Annotated in this window: 18 protein-coding genes; 9 read left to right on the forward strand and 9 right to left on the reverse strand. The window is 50.5% G+C overall.

From position 1 onward, the window contains the following. Nucleotides 1-57: 57 nt before the first annotated feature. Nucleotides 58-621, reverse strand: a complete 564-nt coding sequence (locus B0B12_RS06660) for a DUF1543 domain-containing protein (RefSeq protein ID WP_076666828.1) — start codon at nucleotides 619-621, stop codon at nucleotides 58-60. 794 nt (nucleotides 622-1,415) lie between these two features. After that, nucleotides 1,416-2,540: a three-Cys-motif partner protein TcmP gene (gene tcmP / locus B0B12_RS06670; protein WP_076666831.1), complete on the reverse strand. Its 1,125-nt coding sequence runs from the start codon at nucleotides 2,538-2,540 to the stop codon at nucleotides 1,416-1,418. Nucleotides 2,541-2,666: 126 nt separating this feature from the next. Here tcmP and B0B12_RS06675 point away from each other — a divergent pair, with 126 nt between their 5' ends. Beyond that, nucleotides 2,667-3,101, forward strand: coding sequence for a hypothetical protein (locus B0B12_RS06675; RefSeq protein ID WP_076666833.1), 435 nt, complete (start codon nucleotides 2,667-2,669; stop codon nucleotides 3,099-3,101). A gap of 208 nt (nucleotides 3,102-3,309) precedes the next feature. Here the strand turns inward: B0B12_RS06675 and B0B12_RS06680 are convergent, their stop codons facing one another. The 7 genes from B0B12_RS06680 to B0B12_RS06710 all read right to left on the reverse strand — a co-directional run bounded on the left by B0B12_RS06680 (nucleotide 3,310) and on the right by B0B12_RS06710 (nucleotide 12,121). Next, complete coding sequence (locus B0B12_RS06680) at nucleotides 3,310-3,516, reverse strand: hypothetical protein (protein WP_076666834.1); 207 nt, start codon at nucleotides 3,514-3,516, stop codon at nucleotides 3,310-3,312. An 84-nt stretch (nucleotides 3,517-3,600) separates the two neighbouring features. Continuing rightward, on the reverse strand, nucleotides 3,601-4,410 hold the full coding sequence (locus B0B12_RS06685; RefSeq protein ID WP_076666836.1) for a DUF4097 family beta strand repeat-containing protein: 810 nt from the start codon (nucleotides 4,408-4,410) through the stop codon (nucleotides 3,601-3,603). Nucleotides 4,411-4,459: 49 nt separating this feature from the next. Beyond that, the gene (locus tag B0B12_RS06690; protein WP_076666838.1) at nucleotides 4,460-5,329 is read right to left on the reverse strand and encodes a DUF4097 family beta strand repeat-containing protein; all 870 of its coding nucleotides are present in this window, start codon (nucleotides 5,327-5,329) and stop codon (nucleotides 4,460-4,462) included. 5 nt (nucleotides 5,330-5,334) lie between these two features. Next, a complete protein-coding gene (locus tag B0B12_RS06695) occupies nucleotides 5,335-6,147 on the reverse strand; it encodes a HEAT repeat domain-containing protein (RefSeq protein ID WP_076666839.1) in 813 nt (270 codons plus the stop codon). Then, nucleotides 6,144-6,710, reverse strand: coding sequence for an RNA polymerase sigma factor (locus tag B0B12_RS06700; protein WP_083704095.1), 567 nt, complete (start codon nucleotides 6,708-6,710; stop codon nucleotides 6,144-6,146). The genes B0B12_RS06695 and B0B12_RS06700 overlap by 4 nt, the downstream gene beginning before the upstream one ends. Nucleotides 6,711-6,879: 169 nt before the next feature. Further along, the gene (locus tag B0B12_RS06705) at nucleotides 6,880-9,330 is read right to left on the reverse strand and encodes a TonB-dependent receptor (protein WP_076666841.1); all 2,451 of its coding nucleotides are present in this window, start codon (nucleotides 9,328-9,330) and stop codon (nucleotides 6,880-6,882) included. 364 nt (nucleotides 9,331-9,694) lie between these two features. After that, entirely contained in the window at nucleotides 9,695-12,121 is a 2,427-nt protein-coding gene (locus B0B12_RS06710; protein WP_076666843.1) for an ABC transporter permease, read from the reverse strand. A gap of 232 nt (nucleotides 12,122-12,353) precedes the next feature. Here B0B12_RS06710 and B0B12_RS06715 point away from each other — a divergent pair, with 232 nt between their 5' ends. The 8 genes from B0B12_RS06715 (at nucleotide 12,354) to B0B12_RS06750 (ending at nucleotide 19,981) form a co-directional block, all read left to right on the forward strand. Then, the gene (locus B0B12_RS06715; protein WP_076666844.1) at nucleotides 12,354-13,712 is read left to right on the forward strand and encodes a sigma-54-dependent transcriptional regulator; all 1,359 of its coding nucleotides are present in this window, start codon (nucleotides 12,354-12,356) and stop codon (nucleotides 13,710-13,712) included. Further along, on the forward strand, nucleotides 13,702-15,057 hold the full coding sequence (locus B0B12_RS06720) for a sensor histidine kinase (RefSeq protein WP_076666846.1): 1,356 nt from the start codon (nucleotides 13,702-13,704) through the stop codon (nucleotides 15,055-15,057). The genes B0B12_RS06715 and B0B12_RS06720 overlap by 11 nt, the downstream gene beginning before the upstream one ends. 53 nt (nucleotides 15,058-15,110) lie before the next feature. Then, nucleotides 15,111-15,740: a phosphatase PAP2 family protein gene (locus tag B0B12_RS06725; RefSeq protein WP_076666848.1), complete on the forward strand. Its 630-nt coding sequence runs from the start codon at nucleotides 15,111-15,113 to the stop codon at nucleotides 15,738-15,740. A gap of 398 nt (nucleotides 15,741-16,138) precedes the next feature. Continuing rightward, nucleotides 16,139-16,471 carry a hypothetical protein gene (locus tag B0B12_RS06730; protein ID WP_139337773.1) on the forward strand — a complete coding sequence of 111 codons (333 nt, stop codon included), beginning with the start codon at nucleotides 16,139-16,141 and terminating at the stop codon, nucleotides 16,469-16,471. A 119-nt stretch (nucleotides 16,472-16,590) separates the two neighbouring features. Beyond that, entirely contained in the window at nucleotides 16,591-17,553 is a 963-nt protein-coding gene (locus B0B12_RS06735) for a hypothetical protein (RefSeq protein ID WP_139337774.1), read from the forward strand. 306 nt (nucleotides 17,554-17,859) lie between these two features. Continuing rightward, the gene (locus tag B0B12_RS06740) at nucleotides 17,860-18,453 is read left to right on the forward strand and encodes a Crp/Fnr family transcriptional regulator (protein ID WP_139337775.1); all 594 of its coding nucleotides are present in this window, start codon (nucleotides 17,860-17,862) and stop codon (nucleotides 18,451-18,453) included. Between the two features lie 87 nt (nucleotides 18,454-18,540). After that, nucleotides 18,541-18,930 carry a RidA family protein gene (locus B0B12_RS06745; RefSeq protein ID WP_076667738.1) on the forward strand — a complete coding sequence of 130 codons (390 nt, stop codon included), beginning with the start codon at nucleotides 18,541-18,543 and terminating at the stop codon, nucleotides 18,928-18,930. Between the two features lie 184 nt (nucleotides 18,931-19,114). Further along, nucleotides 19,115-19,981 (forward strand): amidohydrolase family protein, encoded by an 867-nt coding sequence (locus B0B12_RS06750; protein WP_076666854.1) that lies wholly within the window; start codon nucleotides 19,115-19,117, stop codon nucleotides 19,979-19,981. Nucleotides 19,982-19,985: the final 4 nt, after the last annotated feature.

The raw sequence follows: 19,985 nt of genomic DNA on the forward strand, positions 1-19,985 counted from the left end.
ACTCAAAGCCCCTGCATATGTGCAGGGGCTTTGAGTTTTTAGTCATCTACAAAGAATCTATAACTTGTGCAGCTGGAAATAACCCAGGTGCATCTCATCCTCAAATCCGGCTATACTTGGTGTGATCATTAGGCTGTACTGCTGCTTGTCTTCGGCGGTGAGGATCTCCTTCACTTCTAACACCTCGTCCACATCCACGCCAAACTTATCATCGATATGAGAGGTGGCACCTTTAAAGCCGGTATGCTTATAAAAGGCTGTTTCTTTCGCCTGCTTCACGGCACCTGCCTGGTCGGGCGCTACGGCCAGCATTTTATAGTGAAACTCATCGAACTCCCCCTGTTTGTAGCCGCCCAGGTTCAAAAAGAAAAGTTTGTCGGCACCAGCATCTGCAGGTATAGTTTCTTTGGAGACCACCTTTATTTGGAAGTCCTTTACCTGCGTCACTTCCCGCCAGGCATCAACGTGAATATTGCCTTTCGCCTCCGGCCAGAACGCCTTGATAGCCGGCACCAGGTCTTTCACCTGCTCGCCTATGGCAAAGAACATGTCGTGCTGCTCGGTGTTGCGCCCCGCCGGCCGGCAGCCCAGCATCAGCATGAAGAGTTTTGGGTTTTGCATTGGTAAGGTTATTTTGAAATTTCTTTTTGTATGTGTAGTTGTGTTAGCTTATTTGGTTTTTGTTGCACGATTATACCCACCCCTGCCCCTCCCGAGAGGGGATTTTTAGCCGCTTCCTTTTTCAAGGTATAGGCGCTGTAGGTAAGATATAACAGTTGAAAAATGACATCCCCTACCCCCTTCGAAGGGGGACTCTTCAGCTACTACTTAATCTACAGGTATAGCTTTGTAGTTGTTGTTTAGCTATACCGGGTCAAACCACCCCTACCCCTCCTTGTCCAAGGAGGGGAGCCTGTTGCAGCCTCTTCTCAGGTATAACTTCGCTGCTTTTGTGGTTGCACAAACCACTGGCAGGTATAACAAGACTTACTATCAGCAAGCTACAAAGCAAATAACTGTGCCCGGTGCACTAATTGACACTCCACTGTCTGAGCGTTCAGCGAGTTTGGAGGGTCTTGACTTTTTTGCTTACTTTTTGTGTCAAGACAAAAAGTGAGTGCCCGCCGCACAGGCGAAACCCCAGCCCGCCTGGCAAGGCAAGCTATGAAACAAGTTGCTATACCTTCAACGGCTAAGCATCTACAGCAGGTATAAGTATACCGCCACTTTGCACCAGCGGCCAGAGTCCGCCCGATAACGCACACTCGCGGGACGCGAGCGAGGGCAAAGAGGTATACTAGAAGCTAGCTACACCTATAACTACGGCGCCAGAGGCCCCACTATAGTAGACACGAGCGTCGACGCTCGCGACATCACCCACTGCCCAGCCGGCCAGGCGAAAACCCCAGCTCCCCTTACCTATACCCAATAATCGAAGTAAACGACACCTTCCGCATCGGCTGCCGCGACACCGGATTGATCGCCTCAACCACTCCCTCCGCTTTCAGCGCCTCCAACGCTTCTTTGTAATTTCCCCGGATGTAATTCGTGCCGATGTTGTGATGGCGGTAAATGCTGTCGATGGGCAGGTTGTGGTAGAAGGAGCGCTTGCCGGCCAGATCGGTGATCAGGTTTTTGATGGAGTAGCGGTATTGCTCTTGAAACAGCGAGAGCTGGTGCTTGATATTGGCGCCGAAAAGCGGCACGCCGTCTTCCTGGTAGTCGCTGTACATGAGCATGAGCTCCTTCATCTTCATGTAAGGCGCATCGTTCTTCGACACAAAAAACAGGTAATGGCTTGTCTGGTTCTTTTTCGGGAGACTGATCTTGAAGCGGAAGGACTTGTAATCCTTCTCCCGGAACACGTCCTCAAACTGATCCACCATAAAGTCCTCACGCTGGCCGGCATCTTGGTAACGGTCACAGAACTCTCGGATCTTCTGCAGGCGCTCCTTGCCGAACACTTCGGCCATGATGCTGTCATCGGTAGCGCCCTGCACCGCGGCACGCAGTTTGGCCGGCGTGAAGAGCATAAACAAGTCGAGGCCCCAGCGGCGCACTGACTGCAAAAGCAGCTGCTGCGAAAACTCGTAGCCAAAAGGATCCAGGTATAGCAGCGTGGGTACATCGTTGCCGAGGAGCTTGGCGAGTGTGGCTAAACTGGCTTCTTCGTGCAAAAGCACCGGCTTGTGCTGCAGGTCCTGGTAGTAGGGCAGCTGTTGCAGGTTCTCTTTCAGCCGGGTGGTGACGGTCTTCTTCTCATCATTGAAAAAAGTGCGCACCACCTTGTTCAGGTTATACTTATCCGTAGCTCCGAAAATGCTGTTGAGCACGCGCACGGGCGTGGCCGGTTTGCCATCCTCCGGCTTGCCGTCGCCGGCGTAGAGGTCGATGAAGGCCAGCACGGGGTTGGACTTGTAGCGCTGCCCCTGCAGCTGGGCGCTGCACCAGGCCTTGAAAAATTCAACGAGCAGCTCTGACTTGATCTCGGCGCTGCTGCGCTGTTCAATAAAAAAATCGTTTGTATCGGCAGTAGACATGAACTATCGGTCTATTCTGCCCACATGACAGGTATAGCAGTATAATTCCTGTACCTAGCAAGTGGGCCAATGTTTAAGGGAAGGTAAAGTTAGGGCTTGTTTCAATTATAACAGTAATTTTGCAGCATGAAACTGACGGGCAACATTCTCAACATAAAAAACAAGCGCGACGACCGCAATGCAGGTATAGCCATCGAGGTGGACAAGATCGAGTACGTGACCTACAAGAAGGATGGTAAGTACTTTCAGCCCTTCAACCTGGAAGTGGAACTGGATGAGCCGCTCCTGATTACGGGCGACTGCCTGGCCCGCAAGCCGGACAAGCACCTGCAGGAAGGCGAGTACGATTTTGACGTGTACGATCAGGAAGACGGGGACTATGTGCTCAACGAGAGCAAGTTTCTGTCGGTGCTACTGGCCTACGACGAGTTTGAGCAGGAGCATGTGCTCTCGTCGGTAGAGTATACCGTCACAATTTCGAATGAAGAGTTTAAGGCCCTGAAAGAAGAGCAGCACAAGCTCCGGCAGGCCCGCAAGGGCATGGGCAAAAAGAAAAAATAGACGCCTCTTCACCAGGTATAAAAACAGAAAGACCTGCTTCAAGCATCGCTTTAAGCAGGTCTTTCCTTTTCATGTTCCGTCAAACATGGAAGCAATTCTTCCAGAAGCTTCTACAAGCTTTAATTCAGGCTTTCGCCTGTCTGAACGATAACATAATGTCTATACCTTGGTATACGCAAGTTGGCATAGTAGGTTGATGTCCAAACACTTACTTCTTGTTCATACCCAGGTAAATCCCATACCCGATCAGGCCGGCGCCCACCGCGAAAAGCACGTATTGCTTTTGTTTTGTGTCCAGGCCGTTGTAGGTGTCCAGTCCGAACTTGCCCGGGTTTTTCACCACGTTCATAATCTCTCCCGGATTTTCCAGCAGGTAGTTCAAAGGATTCGAAGATTTGGTTGTATTGGTTTTCATGGTCTTTCTTTTTTCCCTTTGCTTACGGAAACATCAGCCGAATAGATAGGGAAATTTGAGAAAAGCCAAACATGCCGCCGGTTCCTATTTGGTGGCTTTGCGAAGGTAAATGTTACCGTTCATGTTCTTGATCAGGATCTCGGGACCACCCCCGTTAACCTTGCCGCTGATAAAGTCCGCAGTGCTCACCCGGTAAAGGCCTTTCTCGTTGCGGCTGCCGGCCTTTGTTTGCGCGGCTTCCTGGGTCATCTCAAAATCGGTGTATACCTCTCCCCTGTCGGATCGCAGCTTGGTGTTGAATTTGGAGTTAGCGGGCAGCGTCACGTCCACGTTACCGTTCAGGGTGGAAAAGGCCATAGGCGATTTACCGTCCCAGCGCAGGATGTTGGCCTTTACGTAGCCGTTGGTTGTGTTGGCCACCGCATTGCCCGACACATTTTCGAGCAGAATGCTGCCGTTTACATTGGAGAGTTCGAGGTTGCCGTTGACATTGCGCACGGCCAGCTCGCCGTTATTGACCGTGGAGAGCCGCAGGCTGAAGTTCTGAGGCACCTGTATCTCCAGGTTCACTCTCCTGGTCACTGCCTCGGTGCTGAGTTGCACTTTGTTGTTCTGCTCGGTCACCGTCAGGCCCAGGTTCGTGTTCGGGATGCGCTTCAGGCCACCGGCTTCTTCGCGCTCCCTGGTCCGACTTTCGCCTGCACTCGCTTTGATGACCACTTCCTTGCCTTTGGTGCCAGTCACGCTAATAGAACCGGTGACCAGGCTGATTTCCAGGCTGCCGGCCTCGTTGGGTTTGGTAAGCGGCACTCTGATCTCTTCTCCGGCTGTACTCTGAGCCAATAAAGGTGTGCCCAGCATCAGAAATATCAAAAATAGGATGTTGCGTTTCATGGATTCTATTTTTTGTGGTTCATGTATATGTGTGTCGAGGTATAGCCGCCTAGCTTTGCGCTTTTACAATTACTTTTCCGTTGAAGGTTTTCAGTTGCAGCTGGGCCTCGCCTTTTCCTGTTTTGTAGACAGACTCCTTCCCGAGCTTGTAAGTGGTGGTGGCTCCCTTGACGTTGCTTACTTTCTGCACCTTCGCCGCCTGGGGCTGCAGGTCTCTCAGGTCGGTGAAAAAGTCGCCGTTGAAGGCGCTGAAGCTGATGGTGGCTGAAAGCGGCTGACGGTACAACAACTCAACGTTGCCGTTCAGCGTTTCCAGCCTCGCCTGCTTTTTTGGGTTTTCGCGGTATTTGGCCACCACGCTCCCATTCACTGTTTTGGCGTCCACCTCTCCCGAAATATTATCCAGCAGAATGGGCCCGTTGACATTGGCCGCCTGAATGTAGCCGGCCGTGAGGTCCTTCACCTGCACGTCGCCGTTGTTGATGGTGGTTAGCGAAATGTTGGTGTTCTGCGGCACCTTGATCGTGAAATTGTGCGTGAAGGAATACCCGAGTTCACCTGTGATGTTCACGCCCCGGTTGGAGGACCCCGTCCGGTGCGACTGGATATAGGGCGCTTTCAGAAAGCTGATGATGCTGTCGCCGCTCACCTCAAACTCCAGGCTCAGTTCTTTCGATTTCTCCAGGCCGTCTGCTGCTCTCGGTTCGATGATGCGCTCCACCTCGATCAGCACTTTATCGCCCTGATGAGGTTCCACATGCACGAAGCCGTTGATGTTCTCGATCTTCAGCACGTTGCCCGGCGACTGGCGGTTAAAGCGCAGTTCCTTCACAATCTTTTGGGTGTGGTCCTGCGCTACCAGCCCCGTGCTGAAACAGAGGAGTGCCACAATTAGAAACAGCGGTTGAATGATTTTCATAGTGATTAGATTAAGACGTTTATGCTCTCCTTGATTTTGTCTTTCACCAACTCGTTGGTGCCTTCGTCCTGCAGGAGCTGTTTGAGCTGCGGCACGGCTTCTTTCTCCTGCAAGGCCTGCATGAGGTCAGCCAGGGCAATCTGCACCATGGGTGAGTCCTGCTGACCGATAGACCGGATCAGCCCGGCCCTTACTTCCGGCTTTGCCGTGTGGATTTTCAGGGCTTCCACTGCTGCCAGCCGCACGTTCACGTTTGGGTCGTTGTTGAGGGAGTTGAACAGGGCATCGATCACCCGGCTATCAGCCTCCGTCATTTCCTGCGAGATGTTCACGGCACGCAGCCGGTCCACGGCAAGCGGCTGTTCGATGAGCGTCGTAAAGAGCACCTTCTTCATCTGGCTCAGCTCCGTGGCCAGCATTTTCACGTCAGGGTCCTGCTGCTGTTGCTGCTTGGGCGAGAAGGCAAACCAGGCCACCAGAAAGCCAGCAAAAAAGATGACCAGGGTATACGCGAACTTTGCCGGGCTCAGAAAAATATTCAGTTGCTGCCAGAGGTCTCCCCAGGAAAATGTGGGACCCGCAGGTCGCGCTTTCCGCTTCTCGGCTGCCAGCAGTCGGTTGAATTTTGCATCCAGCCCCGGTCCCGGCTCTGGTTCCGGCAGGGTGTGGAAGGAGTTGTAGGCAGCCTGTGTTGCTTCCAGCTCGGCGGCGGGTATCACACCTGATTCCACCATGGACTCGAATTCGCGCCGTTGCGCTTCATCCAGGCTTCCTGTCAGGTAGTCCAGTATCAGTTCTTCGTGTCGCTCGCTGTTCATACGTTTATTCCTTTTGCCTGTAATTTCAGAAAGACCTCCCGGAGGTCGTTGATTGCCCGGAACACCCGGACCTTTACATTTGCCTCGGTGCAGTTGTGCAACTCTGCAATGTCTTTGTACTTCATGCCCTGCAGTTTGCTGAGCAGGAGCAGCTCCTTTTTGTCGTGGCTCAGCCGGTCGAGGGCACTTTCCATCAGTAGCAGGTACTCTTCTTTCTGCTTCGCCTCACCCGGCACCGTCAGATCCGCCAGCACCTCCTGCTTTTCGTCGATGTCCGTCCGGATGCCGGCTCTCTTTGTTTTTTTGATGTGGTCGGCCAGCACGTTGCGGGCCAGGTGATAGAGCCAGGTGACAAACTTGCCATCGCCCCGAAAGGTATGGCGGTACCTGAGCACCCGCTCAAACACGTCCTGCACCAGGTCCTCGCTCAGCTCAGCGTTCTTGGTAAAGCGGAAATAGAACCCATACAGACTTCTGCCATACCGCTTAAAGAGCAGGCTGAGCTTGTCGAGGTCGCCAGACTTTACCTGGAGCATCAAAGCATTGTCAGTCAGTATTTCCAAATGGGCAGCTTGTTTTGGTGTTCGTATATAGAAACTTCGGTTTATGGAAAAGTTACAGCCTTCCGGCACTTATTTTTTGGGAAGGAATGGGAGAAAGCAGGATGCCTGAAAAAATAAGTGGGGCACAAAGCGCCCCACCATAATTCCCAGTAAAACAAACAGTAGTTTCTTAGTTTCCGGTGCGGTTCAGCTCTTCCAGGGTGCTGCGTTTGCGCTCTTCGGGCTTATCGCCCTTGCTGAACTTGTAGCGCAGCGTAAACCCGACATTGCGCTGCCGGAAGTACTGGTCCCAATCGCTCACATTACCTTCGCCCACGTTGGCCGCAATAATCAGGTGCTGTGTCTTAAAGATGTCGTTGGCATTTAGGGTCAGGTCCAGTTTATCGTCCAGGAAGCTTTTCTTCAGGCCCAGGTTCACCCACCAGCGCGGATCTATCTCGTAGAGGGCGTACACGGCACGGCTCTGGTAGGTGCCGTTTACCTCCAGCTTAAATTTGAGCGGCAGTAGGAGGTTGTGGTTGGACTGCAGCATGTAGAACACCTGGTCGGTAAGCACCGGCTGCTGATTGACCACTGTGTTGTACTCGTTGTAAGAAACGAGCAGCGTGTTGTTGGAGTCCCAGTTCTTCATGAACCTCACCGGTACGATCGCCGTGGCGCTCAGGCTTTGTGATTTGTCCACGTTGCCGATGGAATAAATGGTGGTGGACGTCTCCGGTATAATGGCCGGTATTTCAGCGATCACATCTTCGTTGCGCTGGTAGTTGAGCGCCAGGCTATACTGCTTTTTGAAGGTATGCGTCACACCGATCACGTGCGTGTACTGTGGCCGCAAGTAGGGGTTGCCCTGCCAGTAGGTATAGGGGTCGCGGTAGGCCAGGAATGGGTTGAGCATGCCGTAGTTGGGGCGCTGCAGGCGGCGGCTGTAACTGTAGTTGATGTCGTAGTCCTTGCTCACCGTCTGCTTCAGGAACAGGCTCGGGAACAGGTCCAGGTAATTGCGCTTGGTCACCTGCCCGGTCGTCAGCGACTCGCCCCGTGACTTTGTCCGCTCCGCGCGCAGACCGGCCTGCAGACTGAATTTCTCGCTCAATTTGCTGCTCCAGTTGGCGTAGGCGGCGTAGATGTCCTCGTCATAAACAAAGTGGTTGGTCCGGCTCAGGTCCAGCACCGGCACCTCGCTGTTGTTAAAGTAAAAGCGGGAATCGTTGTCTGACTCTACGCGGCTGGCCTTTGCCCCTAGTTCCAGCTTACGGCCGCGGGAGAACATCTTGGTGAAGTCTGCTTTGGCGGAGTAGATGTTGAATTCGTTCGGGGTACTGGTATAGAGAAAGTCCTGGATGATGGGCTGGTCGACATTGAGGGAGTCATAATAGTTGTAGAAGTTCGCCTCCCCCCTGTTGGTGATCCGCACAAAGTCCAGGTCAGCGGTAAGTTGGGTACCCAGCGTGTCGAACTTGCCCAAGTAGTGGAGGTTGGCGTTTCTGTTCGTGAAGGTGTTGGTGTTGAAGTTGTCGGCATCCACAAACAGATTGGGTTGGTTGGGGGCATTGCCAATGAAGGTCTCCGTCAGAAAGTCGCCTTCCAGGTCGTTGGTGAGGTAATAGCCCATGATACCGATGCTGTGCTTGTCGTTGAAGCTATAGTCCGTGCCCAGGCGAACGGACGGCGGCCCCTGCACTTCAAAATTGCCGTCGGCTACCTGGTCGAAATAAGTCGTGCGCTGCTCGCCCCGGAACACCCGGTTAAAGGTGGCATCGCGCCCTCCGGCCCGGCGCACCAGGTCCACCATGAGGAAAGAGTTCCAGGGACCGCGCTTGTGGTTGACCGTGCCGCCGGTGCTATACCCGTACTGCTTGAAATTATAGTTGCCGCTGGCGTATACGCTTCCGTTCATGCCCTGCTGCGTGTTCTTTTTCAGGTTGATGTTCAGAATGCCCGAAGAACCTTCCGCGTCGTACTTGGCCGATGGGTTGGTGATGATCTCGATGTTGCGGATGTTTTCGGCCGACATACCTTCGAGCAGGGAGCGCAGGTCGCGGGCTGAGAGGTAGGTCAGTTTCCCGTCCAGCATGATGGTTACCCCGGCCCGGCCGTTGAGCTGTATGTTGCCCTCCTGATCAATGAATACGCCCGGCGAAGTGGCCAGCACATCATAAGCCGTACGGCCTGCCGCCAGCGCTGTGCCTTCTATGCTCACCACCATGCGGTCTGCCTCCTGGGTGATGGTGGGACGGAGCGTCTCCACCTTCACTTCCTTTAGTTGCGTAGCGGCCGGTGTCAGTTTGATGTTGCCCACGCTTGCCTCCGGTTTTGCAGCGCTTACCCCGACTGAGCTGATAAACTTTTTCTGATAGCCCAGGAAACTGATGGCCAGCTGATAGTTGCCGGGCGCCACACCTGCAAAGGCAAAGCGGCCATTGGTGTCGGTGAGCGCACTCTGCAAGGCCTGGGTATTGCCTGACCGGAGCAGTGCGACTGTGGCATACTCAACTGGCTTTCCTGTGAGGGAGTCGGTCAGTGTGCCGGAGATCGCACCTGCTTCCTGCGCCCGTGCGGCACCAGAAACGGACAGGAAAAGGCATAGCATTCCCATCAAAAAAAGTACACTTTTTTTCATAGTCTGTAGAATTATGATTTTATTTTTCCGCTTTTGTACTCGTGGGGTGTAAGCTAAAGACACACATTCCCATGCATAGTTGCATCCCTACCAAAAAAATCTGTCCTCTGGAAGCGCCTTCTTTTCAAGGAGACGACCGGATCGCCTAAACCTTACAGGTTTTTCAAATTATTTTTCACCATCGCTGCCAAGGGCCGGGCAGCACCAAGTTGATGTATACAAAGGGTAACTTCAGTTTTGGAGAAGGTTACAGCATTTGGTGCTCTTTTTTTCAGGCACCAGGATAAGGTATAGGGTGCACGTCAGCCTACTGCACATACCGCTGATGTGCCCGACAGAGGTGCACCCATGATTCAGAGCCAAATCAGTCGAAGCGTAGGTTCGCTACCGGATTGGCCATGGCTGCCTTCAGTGCCTGGTAACTGATGGTGACAAAGGCCAGCGCGGCGGCAAACAAACCCGCGAACAGAAACACCCACGCTGGCATCTCGATCCGGTAGGCGAAGTCCTCCAGCCAGGTCTGCATGGCATACCAGGCCAGCGGGAAGGCGAGCAGCGCCGCCAACACAACCAGCAGCAGAAATTCCTTGGAAAGCAGCATCACGATATCGGAGTTTTCGGCACCCATCACCTTGCGTATACCTATCTCCTTTTTGCGGCGCTCGGCAGCATAGGCAGCCAGACCGAGCAGCCCCAGGCAAGCTACAAAAATGGCCATACCTGTAAAGATCCAGAGCAGGGTTTTGAGCTTGTCTTCGGCCTTATACATCTTCTCGAAGTTGTCGTCCATAAAGATGTACTCGATCGGGTAGTCGGGTGCAAATTTATTCCACACCTTCTCCACCTGTTCTATCGTGCCGGCAATGTTCTGGGGATCTACTTTCACGGCTACTTTCCAGTTGGCCCCCGGAAAGATCTGCAGTACGGTCGGATCCACCTTGTCGTAGAGGCTCTTGAAGTGGAAGTCCTTTACCACGCCAATGATCTTTCCTTCCTTCAGAGTATCCTTGTCAGTGTCGTTCCATACATTCCAGCGCAGCGTCTGTCCCAGCGCCTTTTCAGGTGTGCCGTAGCCCAGCTCCCGCACCGCCGTTTCATTGATCATGAATGCGTGATCAGCATCGGTCTTATACGCCTTCGAGAAAGGCCTTCCGGCCAGCACCTTCACATCCAGTGTGTTGATGTAGTCATAGTCTACCATCAGATGCGTGACACCATGGTGTACCTGCTCTCCGTCTCTGGGCACAATGATCCCATCGCCGGCCGTGGCATCGCCCGGAAAGCCGTAGCCAATGGAGACATTCCGGATGCCGGGCACCTGTCGCAGCTCGTTCTTAAACGTTTCGTAGTTGTTGAACATCCCCTCACCCCGCATCTGGAAGAACATGATCTGGTCCCTGTCAAAGCCCAGGTCTTTGTTGTGCAGGTAGGACACCTGGCGGTAAACAACAAAGGCGCAGATGATGAGGAAGATAGAGAGGGCAAACTGTACCACGATCAGCCCGTGTCGCAACCACTGGATGCGGCCTACCTTGCTGTCGACCACCACGGCGCTCTTCAGCACCTTTACTGGCTGAAAACCTGAGAGCACCAGCGCCGGATAGAACCCTGCCAGCAGGCCGACCACCAGTGTCAGCCCCAGCAGGAGCAGGAGCAAACCCGGGTTTGTAAAGAAATTGAAGCTCATCTCCTTGCCTGTAAAGGCATTGAGCGAAGGCAGCAGCAGGGAAGCGAGCGCAGCAGAGAAGATCACACTGATGAGGGTGAGCAGCAGCGTCTCGCCCAGGAACTGCAGCACGAGCTGCCCCCGGCTGGCCCCTACGGATTTACGCACGCCTACCTCCCTGGCCCGCTGCATCGACTTGGCCGTGGCCAGGTTCACGAAGTTGAAACAGGCAATCAGCAGGATGAATACAGCAATAATGCTTAGCGCCCGCACGTAGGTGATATTACCACGAATGGCCTGGTCGTGCTTGAAGCTCGCTGAGTGCAGGTATACCTCATCGAGTGGCTGCAGCACTGGTTTATAATCGTAAGGCTCATTGTTGTCCGGATTACGCTGCTTTGCCACAACCTCCCTGAAATTCGCCTGCAGGAACTGCGGGTTGGCCCCTTCCTTCAACTTAACATAGGTATAAAACTGTTGCCAGTTCCAGCTCTTCATGCGCTCGGCCGGAAGTTCGGCTGCCTCCAGTGCGTGTATGAAGTTGACAGGCAGATGGAAGCGCTCCTTGGTACTGAACACCCCCCGCACAATGTAAGGCAGGTGGTTCACCGCTACCTGCTTGCCCACAGGGTTGGCGTCACCAAACACCCGCTGCGAAAATTCATCTGAAATCACGATAGAAGAAGCATCTTCCAGGGCTTTTTCAGGGGAGCCATAGATAAACGGCAGCTGGAAAATCTCGAAAAAGCCGGGGTCGGCAAAGAAGCGGCCGGACTCGTAGATCCGCTTGTCTCCGGCCTCTACCAGGTTGTTGGCATCGAACTGCACCATCAGAATGCGCACCGTCTGCTCCACCTCCGGGAAATCCTGCTCCAGGGTAGTGGCAAACATAGGTGGTACCGGAGCCACCATCTCGCCAGCCTCTTTGGCCGACTTATCGCTATACACCCGGTATACCTGCTCCCCTTCCGGCAGGAACTTATCGTACTGCAACTCGTCGTGCACGAACAGGCCAATGAGCAAACAGGCCGTGATACCGAGGGCCAGGCCGGCAATGTTGATGAAGGAAAAGCCCTTGTGCCTTAATAAATTCCGGTAGGCGGTTTTAAAGTAGTTTCTGAACATACAGTGCATGAGTTAATTAGCGGATCATAGGCAGAGCGTGTGCCACAATCATAATTTATTGAACATCAATTATTTATGTCACATACCAGTATTCAATCCGTACATTTCCGTGCAACAGGTGTGCGAATTCGCCCGCCCTCGTTTCGGGAGATGCCTGTTTCAGCTTCGTAATCAACCAGTTGTATTAATGGCATAATTATAGTTAATTTATCTACAATTATGATTTGTGCTTATGCTGCTAAAAAAGGCCTCCATACTGGTCGTTGATGACGATGCCGATGTACTCACGGCAGTCCGCTTGTTGCTTCGCCCGCATGTTGGGGAGATCGTGACGGAAAAGAACCCGGAGCAGCTTCCTGCGCTGCTCAAACAACAGGCTTTTGACGTTCTCCTGCTGGACATGAATTTCAAGAGCGCCATTCATACCGGCAATGAGGGCCTCTACTGGCTACAGAAAGTGAAGGAGCTCCGCCCCGAGATTGCGGTGATCATGATCACGGCCTATGGAGACATCGACCTGGCCATACGCTCCCTGAAAGATGGCGCCTTTGACTTTGTAGTCAAACCTTGGCACAACGAGAAGCTGCTGAGCACCATTAACAGTGCCGTCAGTCAGAAAGCGGGTGGCAGCAAAGCACCAGCTGCTACAGCAGGAATTCCCTCTCCCGGCACAACGTTTTTGGGCGAGTCGGATGTGATGCAGGACATTAAACTCAAGATCCGGAAGATAGCCCCCACCGATGCCAACATCCTGATACTGGGTGAGAACGGCACCGGCAAGGAACTGGTAGCCAAAGCCATCCATGAGCAGTCGCTGCGGGCGGCCAAGCCTTTCGTGAAGGTGGACGTGGGTGCGCTCACCGACTCTCTCTTCGAAAGCGAGCTGTTCGGGCACAAGAAAGGGGCCTTTACCGATGCGCGCGAGGACCGCGCCGGGCGCTTTGAAGCAGCGCAGGGCGGTACGATCTTTCTGGATGAGATCGGCAACATTTCGCTCCACCAGCAGTCGAAGCTGCTGAGCGTGCTGCAAAACCGTCAGGTGATCCGCGTCGGGGCCAACGAGCCGGTGGATATTGACGTGCGCCTGCTCTGCGCCACCAACGTGCCGCTGAGCGAACTGGCCAACGAAGCGCGCTTCCGGAAGGACCTGATCTACCGCATCAATACCGTGGAGATTCTCATACCGCCGCTGCGCAAAAGGGGCCAGGACATTGTGCTGCTTGCCAGACATTTTGCCCAGGTATATGCCCACAAATACATGAAGCCGGTGCCCGAGCTCAGCAAGTCCGCCCAGGACAAATTGCTGCACTACCTCTTTCCGGGCAATGTGCGGGAACTGCAGTACGCCATCGAGCGGGCCGTGATCATGGCCGACGGGGCATTGCTCGACGCTGCTGACATTCTCTTCTCCCCCATCGAGGCGGCGCCGGCAGGCGAAGAGCTGGAGCGCGGCACCAACCTGGAGGAGCTCGAGAAGCTGACCATCAACAAAGTGCTGCAACTGCACCAAGGCAACCTGACCCGAACCGCCAAAGAGCTCGGCATCACCCGAACGGCCCTTTACCGACGCATGAACAAGTATGGGCTTTAAAAACCTGGAATGGGCGCTGCTTGCGCGGGTGGCCCTGCTGCTCGTTACGCTGAGCATTCCGGCTTTCGTCGTCATGCAGGGCTGGCCGGAGGCGCTGGTGTTCTGGCTGCCGGTGTTCATGTTTCAGGTGGTGGACCTGCTCCGCTTCCTGCGCAAGACCCAGACCGAGTTCAACCAGTTCATCGAGTCGGTGCACTACCGCGACTTCTCCCGGCACTTCGACGAACAGCACGTCTATACCCAGCTGCAGCCGCTCCGCAGGGGCTTTAACGAGATTAACTCCACTTTCAAAACCATCACGCTCGAAAAAGAGACCCAGTACCATAACCTGCAGAAAGTGATGGAACTGGTGGAAACCGGCATTCTGTCCTACAACGTGGAAAACGGCGAGGTGGTGCTCATGAACGAGTCGCTGCGGAAGCTGCTGCACGTGCCCTTCATGAAAACGATCCATTACCTGTCTAAGCGGGACAAGGAATTGTACGAGGCCATTCTTGCCCTGGAGCCTGGCCACACCCGCATCGCGACGGCGCATACCACCCATTTCGAGAAGCACACCACCAAAGTGCTGCTCTCGGCCACCGCGTTACAGAATGAAGGAATCCGGTATAAGCTGGTGGCCTTTCAGAACGTGAACGAAGCCCTGGACGAGACCGAGTCGCAGGCCTGGCAGAAGCTGCTCAACGTACTCACGCACGAGATCATGAACTCGGTTGCTCCTATTTCTTCTTTGGCCGACACCCTGAAAAACCGCCTGCAGGAAACCCAGCCCACAGGTATAACCTCCGAAGACCTGGAGGACCTGGAAATAGGTATAAGCACGATCAAGCAGCGAAGCGAGGGGCTGCTGCGCTTTGCCGAAACCTACCGCAACCTGAACCGGATCACGAAGCTGAACCTGGACACGGTGCATGTAAAAGACCTCTTCGCGAACCTGCAACGCCTGATGCTGCCCACCCTGGCGCAAAAGTGTATAAAGTTGGAACTCCACCTGGCTAGCCCCTACCTCACGCTGCATGCCGACGCTGCCCTGCTGGATCAGGTGCTCATCAACCTGCTGGTGAATGCCATGGAAGCGGTGAAAACGGTGCCGGTTCCTCAGATCACACTGTCTGCCTATACCTCGCCAGATGACAAAACAGTGATCCGGGTTGAGGATAATGGCATCGGCATGACGCAGGAAGTGCAGGAGAAAATCTTTATCCCATTTTTCAGCACGCGGAAGCAGGGAAGCGGCATCGGGCTGAGCCTTTGTAAACAAATTGTGCTGCTACACCGGGGCACTATACAGGTACAGTCAGCGCCCGGAGAGGGCACTACTTTTATGCTGCGTTTCGGGCAATGAAATCCGAAAAGCCCCGTATAGAAAGCAGGAATAATAAGAATTAACCCTTACCCATGTTTTTGCCTTCTACGCTACTGCTCATACTGACGACTACCCTTTTCGAAACCCTCGCTCAACTGGATATAGCCACGCTGGAGCTACTCAATAGCAGCCGGGCAACCGACCTGGATTATCTACTGCTTACCCTCACCGTATCGGCTTACGGACTAGGGGCCTGCGTGCCGCTATACCTATACTTGGCCGGGCATTTCAGAAAGATAGCTTCGCTGAAGTTGAAAGCCTATCAATATGTGTTTGCTATGGGGCTGAATATCCTGTTTATCGGTCTGCTGAAGTATACCGTTGACCGACCGCGCCCTTTTGTGACGCACGACACGATTGAGCAGATCGCGGAGGCCAGCAGTCCCTCCTTCCCTTCCGGCCACACGGCTTATGCCTTTACAGCAGCTATCGTGCTGGTGCTGATGTTCCGGCACCCGGTCTTGCGCGGCCTCCTGCTGACCTGGGCCGTCCTCGTTGCCTATTCCAGGCTGGCGCTGGGTGTGCACTACCCCAGCGATGTGCTCGGCTCCATGCTACTCGGCTCCGCTGCCGCTTTTCTCTCCACCTACGCCTTCCGGAAGCACCGCGAGCAGTTTTATACCTTGCTCAGGCGGGGCCGGAGTTTGAGGATCATGCCGTAGGTATAGCGTTTTCTTAGAGGGGCAAGCAATCAGGCAAAAACCAGCCAAGTACAGCGCTGATACGGGCGACATCCGTTTTCTGAAACGTATCATTGCGTTTATAAACGTTTAAATACTTTTCTGCTTTCATTGAACACCATGCTGGCTATACCTTGGCAAGAGAAATGGCTGCATTCATTTAGAAGAAAACTTTACACTTTAGTCTAATAGCTTGATTTACAGAGTATTTAATTGTGCGATTTGACACGTACTGCGAAAATATTGTGTCAGTTGGAGAGCTGCTGTAAAAGCACTATAATTACTTTAATAAAGCTAAAACTGAGAAGGATTTATTAAGAAGGTTAAATGAGGTTAGGTACTCAGAAGTAAGACCTAATTTAACTCTTATTGACTCCAACGTGAGAGAAGAGGAAATGCTAGAGTCTCTTATTCAAAACATATTACTTACAAAAAGTAAGCACTGGGAGTACGAAGAGGAAGTTCGTTTCATGCAAACTTTAGAAGACTCTGATAAAGTAATAAAATCTAATGAGCAAGAAATTCATCTGTTCCGGTTTGATTCTTCAGCTATTAAATGTGTCTTCTTAGGAGTAAATATTAGTCCTAGCTTCAAGAACAATTTACTGCAAATACTCAATGAGCATAGATACCTGCATGTAAATATCTACCAAGGGGTACTAAGTAAATCAGAATATAAAATAGAGCTTATTGAAGAAAGAGTAAACTCATAACCACACCGATAAGCCAGCTACGCCGCCTTATGCCCAAGTCCGTTGTACAAAATTGAATGATACTTTTTAACAGAATACATAATCCAGCCTATTTAGATACCAACTTAATAGAATCTGACTTGAGTGAAAGTAAAACTGTTGTCATTCAGTTTTCAGAAAAAGTCTATGATGACAAGATTCTTGCTGAGCTTAATGCGCTGTGCGCAAGGAATAGTGAGCTACTCGAGATTAGGTTCTATGGGCATTATGAAGATAATAGATACTTTGACTCCCAAATTCTTGAAAAGCTGCCAGATGTGAAGTCCTTGTTTGTGGATTGCCTTTACCATGCAAAAAACCTGACTTTCCTGACAAAACTGAAGCATCTTCATACCCTTAGTCTTGGTTTCTTTGAGCTAAAAGAGACTGAAATCTTAAATTCTGAAAACTTAAAGTCACTTCAAAAGCTGTTGCTTTCTGACACAAGGACTAAGGCCTTGAACTTAGAATACCTGAGAGAGTATCAGAACCTTAAGTACTTGATTTGTTGCAGTCACACCAAAAACATAGAAGCAATTGGTGAGCTTAAAAATTTGGAATACCTATCACTTAACTCAATAAGCAAAGCACCTATCGGCTTTGTAAATAACTTAAAAAAGTTAAAGACTCTGAAATTGATATTGGGAGGTAGAAGCGATATCTATGAAATAGAAGACAACGATATAGAAGAGCTTGAAATCATACGTGTGAGAGGCTTCAACGAATTAAAGAATATTACCCGCTTTAAAAAATTAAAGAAGCTCCAAATCGAAGACCAGATTCAGCTAACTGAACTGGTGTTTGATAAAACGCTTCATCATCTTGAAGAAGTAACTATTCTGAATTGTAAGTCCTTTTCTCTCCTTGACGGACTAGAAAACTTGGAAAGACTCAGCAGGCTATGGATTTACAAGACTGGGCTTGACTTTGATAACTTAGTCGAGAAGAGACTTCCGAAATCACTGAAAACATTCGGCTTTTATACCTCAAAAGTGAAAATAGATAAAGAAATACAAATCAAGATTAAGTCATTAGGTTATCAAAACAGACTAGCAGAAGTATAAGAACAAATTTGTACAACCACACCTTTACAGTAGCTTTGTCACCTTATATCCCAACCGGTACAAGTCATTTTAACCACTCCCTGCAACGAAAGCCAGATCCGTAGTTTTGATAAATGAATGATATTAACATAAAATGACCTTTACGGCTAACGCCAATGGTCAAAATGGCAAAGTAGCAATAGCGCACTTTTTAAGTTTGATTAGGGCAGTTAGAAAAATTATGTCAGCATTGCTTGTCCTTTCCGACCGTCCGGACATACGACGAAAAAGCCATTCCTTTAGGACAAAACTGAAACCAGAATAATTTTGATTAAGAAATCCATGCAAGATGCTGACCTTTCTATCAAAAAAGATGATATAGACCTGTTCGCAAGCCTTAGTGACAGCGAGTTTCTTGAGGTGAAAGACCTTTTTCATTATAAAAAATACAAAAAAGGAGCTTTCATCATCGCAGAAAACGATCTGGTTAAGCATGTTTATTTCATTCGATCAGGCTTGGTGAAGCTCTCCTGTTTTGATGATGATCATAAAGAATTTATTTTATCATTCGCTCACGAAAACTGGTGGGAAACAGACTTTCCAGCTTTCTATAATCAGACCAAATCAACATTAACACTTCAATGCCTAGAAGACACCGAGACTTACGGGTTGAGTTTTGATGATTACACGGCGATATTGGATAAACACAGCTTGTCAAAATATTTTCTTGAGAAATCTATAAAAGGGCATATCGCCAATCAAAATAGAATTCTTTCCCTGCTGAAGCACAAGCCCAAAGAACAATATGAACAATTCCTGCAATTATATCCGTCTCTTTTACAGAGGATTCCAAAATCCGTGCTATGCTTATACCTTGGCATTTCGAGAGAAACTTTGAGCCGATTGTATAAAACACGTTAAGAAAGTGATTTCGGTCACACGTCCATGCCAATAGATAATGGGAATTTTGCATCAAGTAAAATATGTAAAATTTTAAATGAATCAGAAATGGAAAAAAACATTATCAATCCCTGGACTTGGCAGGATGCGAGAAACTATGTGCAGGCAGTAGAAGTAAAAAATGCAGAAGGCACTTTGTATGTTTCAGGGCAAACAGCCATAAGCGATGAGGGCATCTCAAGTAATGAAGATATGCGTTCCCAATTAATACAGGCCATTCAAAATTTAGAAAGAGTTATTGGGGAGGCTGATTATGAGTTGAAAAACATTGTCAGACTAAATATCTATACTACTTCAAACCATGAATTACTTGAAAACTTTGACATCATTCAAAATTGGATAACTGAGAACAAAATCAGACAAACATCGACCGTATTGGAAGTAAAAAGTCTTTTTGAAACCTTAAAGGTGGAGTTTGAAGCCACGGTAGTAAAATAAAATTAAAAAAATCGGCTTATAACAAGGTATTGCAAAAGCGGGGCTGGATGGACTCGAGTCAACATTTGTGCAAATGTTCGACATTTTTTCTTCGATCGAACTTTTATGCTAAAAGTCCCCGCTTTTGCAATACCTTGACCCTTGCTTCGAACCACACCAGTGTCCATCCTATTAGAATGAATAAATGAAAACACGCTTAATTTTATTTGTCTTAATAGGATGGATGACGCTTTTGGATCGTTTTGAAGCTTCCGCGCAAAAGATTTTTGACGTACACCTGCATGGCACGGAGAACCCTTCGGCACAAGTACTTGCCTTACAAAAGGCTGGTGTTTACAAAGCCGCCATCAGCACTTCATGGAGCTTACAAAACAGCTACAGAGACTTTTCTAATATCAACTTCCTCCATGGACTGATGTTTCCCTGTGCCAATGGAAAAGTGCCCTACAGCTTGCAAACCTGTTTTACAGGCGAAGAGTGGCCTTCCGTCAGTTGGGTAGAACAGCAAATTAAGAAAAAGAGGATCGACTACTTTGGTGAGATTTTAAATCAATATTATGGCATTTCACCTTCTGACTCTTTACTGTTTCCTTATTATACCTTGGCACTGAAATACAACCTGCCTGTAGGAATTCATACAGGAGGTGCTGGTCCAGATCATGGCAGTCCAAATTTCAGAATGGAAATGGGAAATCCGTTGCTGTTGAAACCGCTTCTTTCCCGCTTTCCGAAGTTGAAAGTCTGGATTATGCACAGCGGCGATCAGTACTATCAAGAAACGATCAGCATCATGCAGGAAAATGAATTGGTCTACACGGATATCTCCGTTATTTCTAACCCGGATATTGTACCAGCAGAGAGGTTTTCGACCATCATGAAAGCATTCCTGGACGCAGGGCTTGAAGACCGGATCATGTTCGGCACAGACAATGGGGATATACTGAAAGTGCTGAATGCGGTCGAGTCGCTTGATTTCTTATCAAACGCTCAAAAACGAAAGTTGTATTATCAGAACGCTGAACGATTCTTTAGCAAATCAGAAAAGCATTAAACCC

It is taken from the genome of Pontibacter indicus (assembly GCF_900156345.1).
Classification (GTDB): domain Bacteria; phylum Bacteroidota; class Bacteroidia; order Cytophagales; family Hymenobacteraceae; genus Pontibacter; species Pontibacter indicus.

Coding starts and splice junctions, on each gene's coding strand:
- B0B12_RS06660 (WP_076666828.1), bottom strand. CDS start 621: ATGCAAAACCCAAAACTCTTCATGCTGATGCTGGGCTGCCGGCCGGCG.
- tcmP (WP_076666831.1), bottom strand. CDS start 2,540: ATGTCTACTGCCGATACAAACGATTTTTTTATTGAACAGCGCAGCAGC.
- B0B12_RS06675 (WP_076666833.1), top strand. CDS start 2,667: ATGAAACTGACGGGCAACATTCTCAACATAAAAAACAAGCGCGACGAC.
- B0B12_RS06680 (WP_076666834.1), bottom strand. CDS start 3,516: ATGAAAACCAATACAACCAAATCTTCGAATCCTTTGAACTACCTGCTG.
- B0B12_RS06685 (WP_076666836.1), bottom strand. CDS start 4,410: ATGAAACGCAACATCCTATTTTTGATATTTCTGATGCTGGGCACACCT.
- B0B12_RS06690 (WP_076666838.1), bottom strand. CDS start 5,329: ATGAAAATCATTCAACCGCTGTTTCTAATTGTGGCACTCCTCTGTTTC.
- B0B12_RS06695 (WP_076666839.1), bottom strand. CDS start 6,147: ATGAACAGCGAGCGACACGAAGAACTGATACTGGACTACCTGACAGGA.
- B0B12_RS06705 (WP_076666841.1), bottom strand. CDS start 9,330: ATGAAAAAAAGTGTACTTTTTTTGATGGGAATGCTATGCCTTTTCCTG.
- B0B12_RS06710 (WP_076666843.1), bottom strand. CDS start 12,121: ATGTTCAGAAACTACTTTAAAACCGCCTACCGGAATTTATTAAGGCAC.
- B0B12_RS06715 (WP_076666844.1), top strand. CDS start 12,354: ATGCTGCTAAAAAAGGCCTCCATACTGGTCGTTGATGACGATGCCGAT.
- B0B12_RS06720 (WP_076666846.1), top strand. CDS start 13,702: ATGGGCTTTAAAAACCTGGAATGGGCGCTGCTTGCGCGGGTGGCCCTG.
- B0B12_RS06725 (WP_076666848.1), top strand. CDS start 15,111: ATGTTTTTGCCTTCTACGCTACTGCTCATACTGACGACTACCCTTTTC.
- B0B12_RS06745 (WP_076667738.1), top strand. CDS start 18,541: ATGGAAAAAAACATTATCAATCCCTGGACTTGGCAGGATGCGAGAAAC.
- B0B12_RS06750 (WP_076666854.1), top strand. CDS start 19,115: ATGAAAACACGCTTAATTTTATTTGTCTTAATAGGATGGATGACGCTT.